Source organism: Streptomyces sp. NPDC001135 (genome assembly GCF_053598395.1).
Window position 1 is genome coordinate 44216 of the sequence record NZ_JBSFKD010000004.1, and the last position, 14104, is coordinate 58319.

13 protein-coding genes, 1 pseudogene and 1 riboswitch are annotated in these 14104 nt (G+C 70.5%); all 14 genes and pseudogenes read left to right on the forward strand.

Annotated features, from left to right (window positions below):
- Window positions 1-687: 687 nt before the first annotated feature.
- The 14 genes and pseudogenes from ACWC94_RS07230 to ACWC94_RS07295 all read left to right on the forward strand — a co-directional run bounded on the left by ACWC94_RS07230 (window position 688) and on the right by ACWC94_RS07295 (window position 14011).
- A complete protein-coding gene (locus ACWC94_RS07230; protein WP_450795395.1) occupies window positions 688-1116 on the forward strand; it encodes an ATP-binding protein in 429 nt (142 codons plus the stop codon).
- A gap of 433 nt (window positions 1117-1549) precedes the next feature.
- Window positions 1550-3037: a vanadium-dependent haloperoxidase gene (locus tag ACWC94_RS07235; protein ID WP_450795396.1), complete on the forward strand. Its 1488-nt coding sequence runs from the start codon at window positions 1550-1552 to the stop codon at window positions 3035-3037.
- 370 nt (window positions 3038-3407) lie between these two features.
- Entirely contained in the window at window positions 3408-4166 is a 759-nt protein-coding gene (locus tag ACWC94_RS07240) for a hypothetical protein (RefSeq protein ID WP_450795667.1), read from the forward strand.
- Between the two features lie 115 nt (window positions 4167-4281).
- Window positions 4282-4329, forward strand: a pseudogene (locus ACWC94_RS07245) (hypothetical protein); the annotation flags it as partial.
- A gap of 49 nt (window positions 4330-4378) precedes the next feature.
- Window positions 4379-4612, forward strand: coding sequence for a hypothetical protein (locus ACWC94_RS07250; protein ID WP_450795668.1), 234 nt, complete (start codon window positions 4379-4381; stop codon window positions 4610-4612).
- 111 nt (window positions 4613-4723) lie between these two features.
- A riboswitch (SAM riboswitch) is annotated at window positions 4724-4832 on the forward strand.
- Between the two features lie 328 nt (window positions 4833-5160).
- Window positions 5161-6141, forward strand: a complete 981-nt coding sequence (locus ACWC94_RS07255; RefSeq protein ID WP_450795398.1) for an amino acid ABC transporter permease — start codon at window positions 5161-5163, stop codon at window positions 6139-6141.
- Window positions 6138-6935, forward strand: a complete 798-nt coding sequence (locus ACWC94_RS07260) for an amino acid ABC transporter ATP-binding protein (RefSeq protein WP_450795399.1) — start codon at window positions 6138-6140, stop codon at window positions 6933-6935. Before ACWC94_RS07255 ends, ACWC94_RS07260 begins: the two co-directional genes overlap by 4 nt.
- Window positions 6936-7000: 65 nt before the next feature.
- Entirely contained in the window at window positions 7001-8026 is a 1026-nt protein-coding gene (locus tag ACWC94_RS07265) for a transporter substrate-binding domain-containing protein (protein ID WP_450795400.1), read from the forward strand.
- 89 nt (window positions 8027-8115) lie between these two features.
- Entirely contained in the window at window positions 8116-8874 is a 759-nt protein-coding gene (locus tag ACWC94_RS07270; protein ID WP_450795401.1) for a GNAT family N-acetyltransferase, read from the forward strand.
- 59 nt (window positions 8875-8933) lie between these two features.
- Window positions 8934-9020, forward strand: a complete 87-nt coding sequence (locus tag ACWC94_RS07275; protein ID WP_450795653.1) for a putative leader peptide — start codon at window positions 8934-8936, stop codon at window positions 9018-9020.
- Between the two features lie 78 nt (window positions 9021-9098).
- On the forward strand, window positions 9099-10343 hold the full coding sequence (locus ACWC94_RS07280) for an LLM class flavin-dependent oxidoreductase (RefSeq protein ID WP_450795402.1): 1245 nt from the start codon (window positions 9099-9101) through the stop codon (window positions 10341-10343).
- Window positions 10344-10369: 26 nt separating this feature from the next.
- Entirely contained in the window at window positions 10370-11782 is a 1413-nt protein-coding gene (locus ACWC94_RS07285) for an NtaA/DmoA family FMN-dependent monooxygenase (RefSeq protein ID WP_450795403.1), read from the forward strand.
- Window positions 11779-12870, forward strand: coding sequence for an LLM class flavin-dependent oxidoreductase (locus tag ACWC94_RS07290; protein ID WP_450795404.1), 1092 nt, complete (start codon window positions 11779-11781; stop codon window positions 12868-12870). Before ACWC94_RS07285 ends, ACWC94_RS07290 begins: the two co-directional genes overlap by 4 nt.
- Window positions 12863-14011, forward strand: a complete 1149-nt coding sequence (locus ACWC94_RS07295; RefSeq protein ID WP_450795405.1) for an LLM class flavin-dependent oxidoreductase — start codon at window positions 12863-12865, stop codon at window positions 14009-14011. The genes ACWC94_RS07290 and ACWC94_RS07295 overlap by 8 nt, the downstream gene beginning before the upstream one ends.
- Window positions 14012-14104: the final 93 nt, after the last annotated feature.

The window sequence follows — 14104 nt, forward strand, 5'->3', positions numbered from 1 at the left end:
CGCGTGGCTCCGGGATCGGCGGGACCCTCCGACGAGGGCTCACGGCCGATGAGTGTGGCGGCCTCGGAGGCCGCCACCGGCACCTGTATGGCCGAGGGGCTGAGCGACAGCCGGCGCGCGGGGGCGGCTGATGGTCGAGTCGGCCGCCGCCGGCCGGGAAGGATCACCCCGGGCCAGGTTGATCAAGGTGAAGGCCGCCGGGTACGCGACCAGCAGGTCGAGGGCCGAGGGGTGGGCTGAAGCAGCCGTCCGATCGATGTGTCCGCGGTGGTGTCACACGTCGCGGGGCCGGTCAGCTGCGGCGGCTGCTTCCCCTGCGCGACCTGTCTTGGGCGGCTGTGTCGGTACCGGGGCAGTTCTGCAGCTCGGTCGTGGAGCTCTGGCCTGCCTCCGTCACGCGTCCTCCGCAGGGGCCGGTCGGCCATCCCGCGCCGGGCCCCGCGGGTGCCGGCCGCGCAACGGCCAGCTCAGGACAGAGGCGGCTGAGCCCAGACATGCACCGACATTGACATGACTCGCAAGAATCGGAACGAAAAAGGCAAACGGCTCGAACCGTCCGGCATGTGTCGTCCGTGGAACTGATTGAGCGCGCCCACGCAGGATCAGGATCCGGCTCACCGACCACCCCCGAATTGCTTGCGGTCACCCGTTCCGGTCTCCGCACATCGACAGAAGAGCCAGAAAACCATGTTCGTGACCGATTCCCCCAGCCCGACTTCACTGCTCGGCCGGCCCTGCCGCCGTCATGCACTGCTCACCCTGCCGGCGCAGGAGGCGCACGTCTCCGCCGCTCGTCACTTCGCAGCCGATTTGCTGGAGACCTGGAGTGTGCCCGCGGGTGAGCGGGACTCCGCCGTTCTCATCGTCGACGAACTCGCCGCCAACGCTGCCCAGTACGGCCATGAGCGCATGAGCCTGCTGCTCGCCCTCGACCACGAAACTCTGCACATCGTGGTCACCGACTCCGGCGCGGCCGTGGAGCGTCACCGCCCCGGCATCGCCTCCGACGAACACGGCCGTGGCACCGGCATCGTCCAGTTCCTTGCCCAGTCGACCGAGATTCGCCAGACACGCAGCGGCCGCGAAGTCCGCGCCTGCCTGAGGTGCTCGCCATGACCGGGCCGGCCGCTCCGCACGAGCTGCGCCCCCCTGCCGGGGCCGGCACTGCAGCACAGCGACGGGCCACCGGGGGCGGCCGTGGCGAAGGGCCACCCGACACCCCCGCCGAGTGGTCCTTCGCGACCCACAAGCCGTGTCCCATCGACGGCTGCCCGGGCCCGGCCCGGGTGCCCATGCGGTCCGCGGCCCACCCATCGGCACTCGATCGCGGCGGCCCCCACGACGACACGGTCCTGTGTCAACGCTGCGGCGCCGGCCCCTGCGTACCGGCGGAGGTGTGAGCGTGGACGTCACCCCGAACAGCGGCAAGGGCATCGACGCCCCACCCCCGCACGAGGCATATACACATGCGCCAGATCTGCGCCGCGAGATGCACCAAGTGCTGGCCCCCGGAGCCGAACGCGCCCGGCTGCTACGCCGGAAGGCCCTCATGGACCGGAGGGCCCTGGACTACCCCGGCCCCGTCGCAGCTGCCGCGGAACCCGCCGAGCTACTCGTCCTCCACGACCGCCGCCATCTCGGCCTGGCTGCCGGCCCGCACCACCCCGACACCATCACGCTCGCGTGGCCGACACAGATGAGCCACGCGCATGACCGCCAGTTGTCACAACCCGCCACCAGCGACAAGGAGCCACAGAACATGGGTGGAAAGCAGAAGACACTCGCCATACTTGCCGGAGCCGCGCTGGCAGCCGGACTCGCCGGCCCGGCCTTCGGGTCCACCACCGCTCACTCGCCGGCCCTGCGCACCGCCGCGACGGGGGCAGGGATGTCGGTCGTGGAGTGGAACCGCGAGCTCGTCACCATCCTCAGCAATCCGAAGGCGCAGCCGTCCACCGTCCAACCCACGCGCAGCTTCGCGCTTCTGCAGGCTGCCGAGTACGACGCGGTGGTATCGATCACCCGGGCCGGCCCGGCCTACGTGTTCTCGGTGACGGCGCCAAGAGGCGCTCGTGCGGACGCCGCAGCGGACCAGGCAGCCCACGATGTGCTGGTGGCCCTTTACCCGGCCAGGCGCGCGGGCTTGAACCAGCGGCTGAGCAGCCAGTTGTCCGCGATTTCCGACGGCTCGGGCAAGCAGGCGGGCATTGCTGTGGGGGCGGAGGTCGCCCGCAGGCTGATCACCCTGCGGTCCAATGACGGATCCTCAGCCGAGCCGCCGCGGTTCCGCCCCGGCGACAAGGCCGGGGACTACCGGCCCACCCCTCCCGATTTCCCGACACCGGTGTTCACCGACTGGGGATCGGTCAAGCCGTTCGTACTGGCCGACGGACGGCAGTTCCGCCCGGCACCGCCGCCGGCCGTGAGCAGCGCCGCTTACGCCACCGCCTTGAACGAGGTCAAGAGCCTGGGGAGCAAGACCAGCACCACCCGCACTCCCGATCAGACGGCAGCCGCGAAGTTCTGGGCGGCGGCACCCGTATGGAACGTCTGGAACCAGATCACGCAGAACCTCGTCACCTCCCAGAACGCGAACCTGGAGAAGGCGGTGAAGGTCTTCGCCCGGCTCGACCTGTCCCTCGCCGACACCGCGATCGCGATGTACGACGCCAAGTACGCCTACCACGTCTGGCGGCCCGTCACGGCCATCAGGCTCGGCGGTACGCACTACAACCCGGGCATCGTCGGCGATCCCAGCTGGACCCCTCTGCTGCCGACCGCACCGGATCCGTCCTATCCGGGGGCTCACGGCGCTCTCAGCCAGGCTGCGGCAACGACGCTCGCCGGACTCTACGGGGCGCGGCATCATTTCGCGGTGACCTCGAAGGGCGTCACCCGAACCTTCACCGGCTTCCAGGACGCCGCCACCGAAGCGTGGCTCAGCCGGATCTGGTCCGGCCAGCACACCTCCCTCGACAACCGCGCGGGCCAGCAACTCGGCACCCAGGTGGCCGACTTCGTGGCGGGTCGGCTCTGACCGCACCGCCACGCTGCAACCATGCACATGGTAGGGCTGAGAAGCCAGTGGTCCCGGCGCATCGGGTACCACTGGCTCGGGCCATGCTCAGAGGGCGGCCATCCTCCGCGCCGAGGGCCCGCAGCTGCTCGCCGGCAGGCAGGATGTCTGCCCGCAGGAAGTCCTGGCTTCCTGTCCCCGCGACGCACTGACTGAATGACTGTCGCGGTCGGGCCCACCGGGTCGCCCCAGGTCGCTGAGCGCGGGCCCGTCACTGTCGACGGACCCGCAGCCGGGGGCCTCGCTCGAGTCCCCGTGGGTACCTCCACACCGTGGGCCTGCAGGAGGTTCGAACCGCCGATCGGATCGCCCGACCAGTCGGTCAGACGCCATGATCGTCGTCTCGGTCGACTACCGGCTCGGCGCTTTCGGCTGTCTGCGTTCCCCGGGGATCCCCGAAGGCAACCTCGGCGTCTCCGACCAGCTGGCGGCGCAAACGCCACACCCAAGCCCTGCTCTGCCTCGGCAGACGACGAGCCGGACCGTAATCGCCCTCCAAATCCATCAGTACCGGCTTTCCCAGCCGTCGACCGATGTCCCGCAGGAAACGGCAGAAGAGATCGAGTCGCTCCTGGCCCTGGAGCTCCCGCAGATCTACATCGAAGTCGATCTCTCGACCGACGTCCCCGGCCTGTGCGCGGCCGGCGACACCGCGACCCGCGGGCTGATCTGCGGCGGCTTCACCGTAGGCGGCAGCCACGACGCCGCGTGGGCGGCGTCCTCGGGGAGCTGGGCCGGCCGGGGCGCCGCCGAGTTCGCCACCCGGCGGGTCCGTCCGGGCCGTGGGCTGCGGGCGGCCGTGGGGACGGCCGGCCTCCGCCCGACCGGTGCCGTGAACGTAGGTCACGGCGAGGTCGTCGCCGCCGTCCAGCGCGAGGTCCTGCCGTACGACCGCACCTCCCTGCGGCACACCGACCGTCTCGAGCCGGCTCTGCGGTCGCTGCACGGGACGCGGTCCGCGGTCCGCGAAGGGCCGGGGGCGAGCGGTGAGGAACTCCTCCGGGCCAGGGAAGCGGCCGCGATGGCGGCCCACGGCCGCTGGACGTACCACGCGGCACTGCAGCGCACCGAATCGCGCGGCATGCACTAGCGGGCCGACCGGCCGACGCAGGATCCGGCCCGGCACTGTCGGCTGCTCAACGGTGGGCTCGACGAGGTCCGGAGCCGGCGTCGCGGGCGCTGGTCACGAGCGGAGGGCGAGCCGCGTGATCGGGATCGCCGAGCCGGACCGCTGCATCGCCTGCGACCGGTGCATCGAGGTGTGCCCGACGCGCGTCTTCGATCGCGGCCGACGGCGTTCCGTTGATCGCGCGACAGGACAGCTGCCAGACCTGCTTCCAGTGCGAGGCGTACTGCCCGACCGACGCGCTGTTCGTCGCCCCGCTGGTGACCGCCGTCGCTCCGGGCTCGCGCTTCCGTGAGGTGACACAGCTCGAGGAATCCGGTCTGCTCGGCGGGTACCGGCGTGAACTCGGCCGGGGCAGGGGAAAGGCGCTCGGTGCCCGCACCGCGGTCGGACCGGAGTATCCGGACTGACCGGCCTGGGCCGGCACAGGTTCAATACCCAGACTCCTTACCGCCGGCCGTTCACCTGGTGGACCGGCGTTGACAAAAGTTCGGGCCGTTGCCTTAACTACTGCCCAGAACGGTCATGAGCGTCAGCGACAAGCCCTGGCTTGCTGACCGGCAACCCTCCCGCCGCGGTGGGGTGCCCCAGGTGACGACCCGGCCGATGAAGTTTCGGTAAGCGCGAGGCCCCAGGGCCGGAACAGTGACGGTGACGCCATGTACGCAGCTCCCAGGACGGCCGCCCGCCGCTCCCCGGGCTGCGTACCGTCGTACGCGAACCTGCTCGTCGCTGATCGTGCCGTCGATCTGCTCCGCGTGAGCAGCGCACTGTGTACCGCACCGGGCCGCGCCCGCTGTCGGGGCTGACACCTCCCCGCAGCCCCCGCACGTCCTGACCCACACCGCGCTCGCGGTGTGCCCCCTTGCCCTCCCCGCCCCCGGTACCTAGCCGTCGTGTGCCCCGCCGCATGCTGCCGTGCTTCCGGGGTGTGTGCCCACCCCAGCCGGAGCCCACCATGAGTGAACCCCCTGGTGCCACCGTCACGCTCGCCGAGGCGCCGACCATCGACGAACCGTCAAAAGCTCTCACGGCCCAGCGGGTTCTTCCGCTGCGGCGGCCAGGCCGCTGGATCCTCACCGCGGTCGTGCTGGTCCTGGTCGCCCAGTTCGCGCACGGACTGGTCACCAACCCCTTCTACCAGTGGGACCGCTGGAGCTACTGGTTCCTGCGCCCCACCATCCTCGACGGCCTGCTGATCACCCTCGAAGTCACCGCCTACAGTGCGGTGCTGGGCCTTGTCGGCGGCATCGTGCTCGCACTGGGCCGGCTCTCGAAGAGCCCGGTGCTGCGCGCGGTCAGCTGGACCTACGTCTGGGCGCTGCGCTCCATCCCGCTCATCGTGGTGCTGATCTTCCTCTACAACTTCAGCGCCCTGTACAAGACGTTGAGCGTCGGCATCCCCTTCGGCCCGGCCTTCTTCTCCTTCGACGAGTCGAGACTCGCCACCGACATGGCCGTCGCCGTCGTCGGCCTCAGCCTCAACGAGGCCGCCTACGCGGCCGAGGTGGTACGCGGCGGCATCCTCTCCGTCGACCAGGGCCAGCACGAGGCGGCCGCCGCGCTCGGCCTGCCGAAGGGCTACCAGTTCCGGAGGATCGTCTTCCCGCAGGCGCTGCGCACGATCATCCCGAACTACGTCAACCAGCTCATCGGCCTGATCAAGGGCACCTCGCTGGTCTTCTACGTCTCCCTGCTCGACCTGTTCGGCTCCGCGCAGACCATGGGCGCCACCTACCCCGGCGACATCGTGCCGCTGCTGCTGGTCGTCACCGTCTGGTACCTGATCCTGACCAGCATCGTGTCCGTCATCCAGTTCTACGTCGAGCGGTACTACGCCCGCGGTGCCACCCGCAGCCTGCCGCCGACGCCGCTGCAGAAACTCCGCACCGGTCTTTCCGACCTGCGGGCCCGTATACGCCGGGAGGCCGCCGTATGACCGCCGAGACGCTCGAAGCCCTGGCGGACGTCGAGGCCGCCACCGTCGAGGTCCACGACGTGCACAAGTGGTACGGCACCCACCGGGTACTGGACGGCGTCGACCTGACCGTCCGCCCCGGCGAGGTCACCGTCATCCTGGGCCCCTCCGGCTCCGGCAAGTCCACCCTGCTGCGCGTCATCAACCACCTGGAGAAGCCCGAGATCGGGTACGTCAGTATCAACGGCGAGCTGGTCGGCGTGAAGCGGCAGGGCGACCGGCTCAAGGAGCTCAGCGAGCGGGCCATCCTCACCCAGCGCGGCCGGATCGGCTTCGTCTTCCAGAACTTCAATCTCTTCCCGCATCTGACCGTGCGGGACAACGTGGCCGCCGCCCCGGTCGCGACCGGGCAGCTCACCAAGCCCGAAGCTCGGGAACTGGCCCGCGAGTTGCTCGTCCGGGTCGGTCTCGCGGACAAGACCGGCGCCTACCCGCGCCAGCTCTCCGGCGGCCAGCAGCAGCGCGTCGCCATCGCCCGCGCCCTCGCGCTGCGCCCCGGCGTCATCCTCTTCGACGAGCCCACCTCCGCCCTCGATCCCGAACTGGTCGGTGAAGTCCTCGCCGTCATCAAGGACCTGGCGAGCAGCGGCACCACCCTCGTCATCGTCACCCACGAGATCGGCTTCGCCCGCGAGATCGCCGACCGGGTCGTCTTCATCGACGGCGGCAAGGTCATCGAGCAGGGCCCGCCCTCCGAGGTCCTCGACAAGCCGCGGCACGAGCGGACCCGGGACTTCCTCAGCAAGGTCCTCTGATCCGCCGCATCCCCCAGACCTCCCCCCCACGCCACCCTCATCACCTTCAGCGACAAGGAACGGCCATGCCCACCCACTTCTCCCGACGCAGCCTGATGCGCGGCATCACCGCGGCGACCGCCGTCGCCTCCCTGGCCACCGGGCTCGCCGCCTGCGGTGGCAACAGCGACGCGGCCACCACCACCGAAGCCGCCAAGTCCGGCGAGGTCGTCATCGGACGTGTCTCCAACGGCGCCGCCACCCAGACCACCATCAAGGTCTCCGAGGTCAAGTCCATCAGCGCCGAACTGCCCGCCGCCGTCAAGAAGAGCGGCAAGCTGGAGATCGGCATCGGTGCCCTGCCCGCCGGGTTCCCGCCGCTGGCGTACGTCGGCAACGACCAGAAGACCCTCACCGGCTCGGAGCCCGACCTCGGCCGCCTGGTCGCCGCGGTGTTCGGGCTCAAGGCCGAGGTCAAGAACTCCACCTGGGAGAACCTCTTCGTCGGCATCGACAGCGGCAAGGTCGACGTGGCCTTCTCCAACGTCACCGACACCGAGGAGCGCAAGAAGAAGTACGAGTTCGCCTCCTACCGGCAGGACAACCTCGCCTTCATCGTGCCGAAGAAGAGCACCTGGAACTTCGACGGCAACTACGAGAACCTCGCCGGCAAGACGATCGCCGTCGGCTCCGGCACCAACCAGGAGAAGATCCTCCTGGAGTGGAAGGACAAGCTGGCCAAGGAGGGCAAGAAGCTCACCGTCAAGTACTTCCAGGACAGCCCCAGCACCTACCTCGCCCTGAACAGCGGCAAGATCGACGCCTCCTTCGGTCCCAACCCCGGCTTCGCGTATCACAACCGTCAGGTGGCCAACACGCCCAACGCCTCCCGCACCGCGGGCACCTACTCCGGTGCGGGCGCGAGCCTGCAGGGCCTGATCGCGGCAACGGCGAAGAGGGACAGCGGACTCGCCAAGCCGCTGGCCGACGCGATCAACTACCTGATCAAGAACGGTCAGTACGCCGAGTGGCTCAAGGCGTACAACCTCTCCAACGAGGCCGTCGCCAAGTCCGAGGTGAACCCGCCGGGCCTGCCGCTCGACAACTCCTGACCAGTGCGGGCCGGGGACTCCACCGCCGCCCCGCGATGGAGTCCCCTCGCGCCGCACAGCCCGAGCCGCACCCCGGAGACCGCCACACCATGTCCGTCACCACCCGCGACCCCAGTTCCTCGCACATCCTGGACAACCCCGCCTGGGCCGCGCTCACCGGCCCCCACGCCCTCCCCCATAGCCTGAAGGGCATGGGCGGTACCCCCATCGCCGAACGAATCGGCAACGCTGCCCGCTATCACCGGGACGTGGCTCCCTTCTGCGCCGTCTCCGACGAGGACGACCCGCGCGCCTGGGCCGACCTCGCCGCGCTCGTCGGCCCCGGCGGCACCGCCTCGGTGCGGGGCGTCACCGAGGCACCGGAGGGCTGGGAGGTGGTCGGCACCGGACACGGCGTCCAGTTCGTGGACACCGGCGTGCGTTCGGAGCCCGACCGGGAGGCCGTACGGCTCGGCCCCGACGACGTGTCCGAAATCCTCGACCTGGTCGCCCGCACCCGGCCGGGCCCCTATCTGCCCCGCACCGTCGAGATGGGCACCTGCCTCGGCATCCGCCACCAGGGCCGGCTGATCGCCCTGGCCGGCGAGCGGCTGCACCCGCCCGGCTGGACGGAGATCAGCGCCGTGTGCACCGATCCGGACCACCGCGGCCGGGGCCTGGCCACCCGCCTTGTCCGCGCGGTCGCCGCGGGCATCAAGGAGCGCGGTGAACACCCCTTTCTGCACGCCGTGGCCACCAACGCGAACGCGATCCGGCTGTACGAGTCGATCGGGTTCACCCTGCGCCGACGTACGGTCTTCTCGCTCGTACGGCACACCGGCGCCGCCGCTCTGGAAGAAACGGCATAGCTGTGCCGTTGTGCTTGTCGAAGGTGATTGCCCGGACCGTTCGGACGGAGGTGCCACACGTGACACGTGTACGCCGCGCCGTCCACCTCCACTCCCGGCCCCACATCGACCTGCAGCGCGTGGCCGGCTCCCTCTGTAGCTCCTGACCCCGTTTCCCCAGCGCCGTGCGCCCCGATTCCCGTGGGCCGGCGATCTTGTACGGACCTCCAGGAAGGCATCCATCCGTGTCCCCTTCTCCTTCGCTGCACCTTGCCGTCGCCCTCGACGGCACCGGCTGGCACCCCGCCTCCTGGCGCGAGCAGGTCGCCCGTCCCCGGGACCTGTTCACCGCCGGATACTGGGCCGACCTGGTCGCCGAGGCCGAGCGCGGCCTGCTCGACTTCGTCACCTTCGAGGACGGACTCGGCCTGCAGTCCTCGCTCCCCCAGTCTCGACTTCGCTCGACCGGGGGGACCCCCATCGGCGAGTTGGACGGCCGCACCGACCAGGTCCGCGGCCGTCTGGACGCCGTACTGATCGCGTCCCGCATCGCACCCCTCACCCGGCACATCGGTCTGGTGCCGACCGTGATCGCCACTCACACGGAGCCCTTCCACATCTCCAAGGCGATCGCCACCCTCGACTACGTCAGCACCGGCCGGGCCGGCCTGCGGGTGCAGATCACCGCTCGCCCGCACGAGGCCGACCACTTCGGCCGCCGCACCTTCCCGCCGCTGAGCGTGGAGGAGTTGCGGACCCCGGCCGGACAGCAGCGGCTGACCGACCTGTTCGACGAGGCCGCCGACTACGTCGAGGTCGTGCGCCGTCTCTGGGACAGCTGGGAGGACGACGCCGAGATCCGGGACGTGGCCACCGGCCGCTTCATCGACCGGGACAAGCTGCACTACATCGACTTCGAGGGCCGTTTCTTCAGTGTCAAGGGACCCTCCATCACTCCACGCCCGCCCCAGGGCCAGCCGCTGGTCACCGCTCTCGCCCACCAGACCGTCCCGTACCGGCTGGTGGCCCGCCAGGCCGACGTCGGCTACGTCACCCCGCACGACGCCGAGCAGGCCCGCGCGATCGTCACCGAGATCCGCGCCGAGCAGGAGGCGGCCGGGCGGGCCGGTGAACTCCTGCACGTCTTCGGTGACCTGGTGGTCTTCCTGGACGCCGAGCAGGCCGCCGCGGAGGACCGGCGCGCACGCCTCGACACCCTCGCGGGGGAGCCGTACACCAGCGACGCCCGCATCTTCGCCGGTACCCCCGCCCAACTCGCCGATCTGCTCCTGGAACTCCACAGCGCCGGGCTGACCGGCTTCCGCTTGCGCCCCGCCGTCGCCGGACACGACCTGCCGGCCATCACCCGCGGGCTGGTCCCCGCACTCCAGCGCCGGGGACGCTTCCGGGACGCCTACGAGGCCTCCACCCTGCGCGGCCTGCTGGGCCTCGCCCGCCCCGCCAACCGCTACGCAGCAGCCATCGCCTGAGCAGCCGGAGAGGACGACCGCACCCCATGAGCAAGCCGCTGAAGCAGATCCACCTGGCCGCGCACTTCCCGGGAGTCAACAACACCACCGTGTGGAGCGACCCGGCCGCCGGCAGCCACATCGAGTTCAGCTCCTTCGTGCACTTCGCGCGGACCGCCGAACGCGCCAAGTTCGACTTCCTGTTCCTCGCCGAGGGGCTCAGGCTGCGTGAACAGGGCGGGCAAATATACGACCTGGACGTCGTCGGCCGGCCCGACACCTTCACCGTCCTCACCGCGCTGGCCGCCGTCACCGACCGGCTGGGCCTGACCGGCACCATCAACTCCACGTTCAACGAGCCGTACGAGGTGGCCCGCCAGTTCGCCAGCCTCGACCACCTCTCCGGCGGCCGGTCCGCGTGGAACGTGGTCACCTCCTGGGACGCCTTCACCGGCGAGAACTTCCGCCGCGGCGGCTTCCTGCCGCAGGAGGAGCGCTACTCCCGCGCCAAGGAGTTCCTCGCCACCGCCAACGAACTCTTCGACTCCTGGCGCGGCGACGAGATCGTCGCCGACCAGGCCACCGGGACCTTCCTGAAGGACGCCCGGGCCGGCGCCTTCGTGCACCAGGGGCAGCACTTCGACATCCACGGCCGGTTCAACGTCCCGCGTTCCCCGCAGGGCCGTCCGGTGATCTTCCAGGCGGGCGATTCCGAGGAGGGCCGTGAGTTCGCCGCGTCGAGCGCCGACGCCATCTTCAGCCGGTACGCGACCTTGAAGGAGGGCCAGGCGTTCTACACGGACGTCAAGTCGCGGCTCGCCAGGTACGGCCGTCGCCCCGACCAGCTGCTGATCCTGCCCGCCGCGACCTTCGTCCTCGGCGACACCGACCAGGAGGCCGCCGAACTCGCCCGCGAGGTGCGCCGGCAGCAGGTCAGCGGCGCCACCGCCATCAAACACCTGGAGTTCGTCTGGAACCGGGACCTGTCGGCGTACGACCCGGAGGGGCCGCTGCCCGACGTCGACCCCGTGGTGAGCGAGGAGCACATATCGCGGGGCCGGGCCCAGGTGCGGATGTACCGGGACCCGATCGCCGTCGCCCGCGAGTGGCGTCAGCTCGCCGAGGCCAACAAGTGGTCCATCCGCGACCTGGTCATCGACACCGGCAACCGGCAGACCTTCGTCGGCGCCCCGGCCACCGTCGCGCACACCATCAACGACTTCGTGCAGGCCGACGCCTCCGACGGCTTCATCCTCGTCCCGCACATCACCCCCGCGGGCCTCGACGCGTTCGCCGACAAGGTCGTACCCCTGCTCCAGGAACGGGGCGTGTTCCGCACCGAGTACGAGGGGCCGACCCTGCGCGACCACCTCGGCCTCGCCCACCCCCACTCTCGGCTTCGCTCGAGCGGGGGGACCCCCATGGACGACCTGCGGGGCGACCAGCGGGTGGCGTCGTGAAATTCCTGGCCATCACACTCATCGTGCACCGCCCGGACCCCGTCACCGGGATACAGAAGCCGACCCACGACCGCTTCCGCGAGGTCCTCGACAGCGCCCTGCTGGCCGAGGAGCTGGGCTTTGACGGCTTCGGTGTGGGGGAGCGGCACGAGCGGCCGTTCATCTCCTCGTCCCCGACCGTCGTACTCAGCCATGTGGCCGCCCTGACGAAGCGGATCCGCCTGTTCACGGCCGTCACGACGCTCAGCCTGCTGGACCCGGTCCGGGCATACGAGGACTACGCCACGCTGGATCACCTGTCCGACGGGCGCCTCGACCTGATCATCGGCAAGGGCAACGGCGCCGCCCAGCGTGACCTGTTCCAGGTCACGCCCGAGGACCAGTGGGACCGCAACGCCGAGAGCTACGAGGTCTTCCGCAAGCTGTGGCGTCAGGACAAGGTCACCGCCGCCACCCGCTTCCGTCCCCCGCTGACCGAAGCCGAGGTGTGGCCACGGCCGTACCAGCGGCCGATCCGGGTCTGGCACGGCAGTGCCACCAGCAAGGAGTCGGTCGACCTGGCCGCCCGCTACGGCGATCCGCTGTTCTCGGCGAACGTCACCCACCCCATTGAGCCGTACGCCGAGTTGGTCCGCTCCTACCGGCAGCGGTGGGACCACTACGGTCACGACCCGGCATGGATCGCCGTCGGCGCCGGCACCGCGGGCATCTGCGTCGCGCCCACCTCGCAGGAGGCACTGGCCGCGTACCGGCCGGTCTTCGAGGCCAACCTCGCGTTCTTCGAGAAGGCCGGCCTGCCGGTCGTCTTCGAGACCCTGGAGGACTTCGCCGAACGCAGCTCCGCCCTGATCGGCAGCCCGCAACAGGTCATCGACAAGGTGCACCGCTACCACGAACAGCTCGGGCACACCGTGCTCCACCTGCACGCCGACGCGAGCGGGCTGACGGAGACCCAGCACCGTGCCTCCCTGGAGCTGTTCCAGTCCGACGTCGCCCCCGTGCTCCGCCGCGAGATCCCGGACCCGCCGTTCGCATGGGGACCCGTGCTTCCGGCACCACCGCTCACCCAGGAGTCCGCCCATGTCTGACATCCCCCTCGGCATCCTCGACCTGGTCCCGATCCCGTCGGGCTCGACGGCAGCCGACGCCCTGCGCAACTCGATCGACCTCGCACAGCGGGCCGAGCGCCTCGGATACGCCCGCTACTGGTTCGCCGAGCACCACCTCAACCCGGGCGTGGCCGGCACGTCACCCGCCGTCGTCCTGGCGCTGACCGCCTCCGCCACCTCCACCATCCGGCTCGGCTCCGGGGCCGTGCAGCTCGGGCACCGCACCGCGCTGTCCACCGTGGAGGAGTTCGGACTGCTCGACGCACTGCACCCGGGCCGGTTCGATCTGGGCCTGGGACGCTCGGGCGGCCGTCCGCCGGGAGAGCCGGCCGCACCGTTGCCGACGGCGACCCCGGTCGTCGACGGCCGCACCCCGAACGGCCTGCTGATCCCGCCCCGCTTCTCCTTCGAGCACCTGCTCGGCTCACCCCGCATCGCGCTGCAGCGCAGACTGCTCCTGCTGCCGGGCGCCGAGTCACAGGACTACGCCGATCAGATCGACGACATCCTCGCCCTGCTCGCCGGCACCTACCGCTCCCCGGAGGGCGTCGAGGCGCACGTCGTGCCGGGGGAGGGCGCCGACGTGGAGGTGTGGATCCTGGGCAGCAGCGGTGGTCAGAGCGCCGCTGCCGCGGGCCGTAACGGTCTGCGGTTCGCGGCGAACTACCACGTCAGCCCGGCCACGGTCCTTGAGGCGGTGGAAGGTTACCGGTCCTTCTTCCAGCCTTCCGAGTTCCTCGACAAGCCGTACGTCAGCGTCTCGGCGGACGTCGTCGTTGCCGAGAACGACGCCACCGCCCGCACGCTCGCCACCGGCTACGGCCTGTGGGTGCGCAGCATCCGCACCGCCGAGGGCGCCATCGAGTTCCCGACGCCGCAGGAAGCGCACGCCCACACGTGGACCGACGAGGACCGGGCCCTCGTCCAGGACCGCCTCGACACCCAGTTCGTCGGCTCACCGGGCCGGGTGGCCGACCAGCTGGAACAGCTGCAGGAGGCGACAGGCGCGGACGAGTTGCTCATCACGACGATCACCCACGACCATGCCGACCGGGTCCGTTCGTACGAACTGCTCGCGGAGGAATGGCGCAGACGGGGGCACTCCTTGCAGGCGAGCTGACGTTGGGGTGACCTCACCGACCGGCTGCACGCGACCGCTTCGGCGCGGCCCGTCTCGTCTCCGCGCCGACAGCGGAAAACCTCTTCTCAGCCC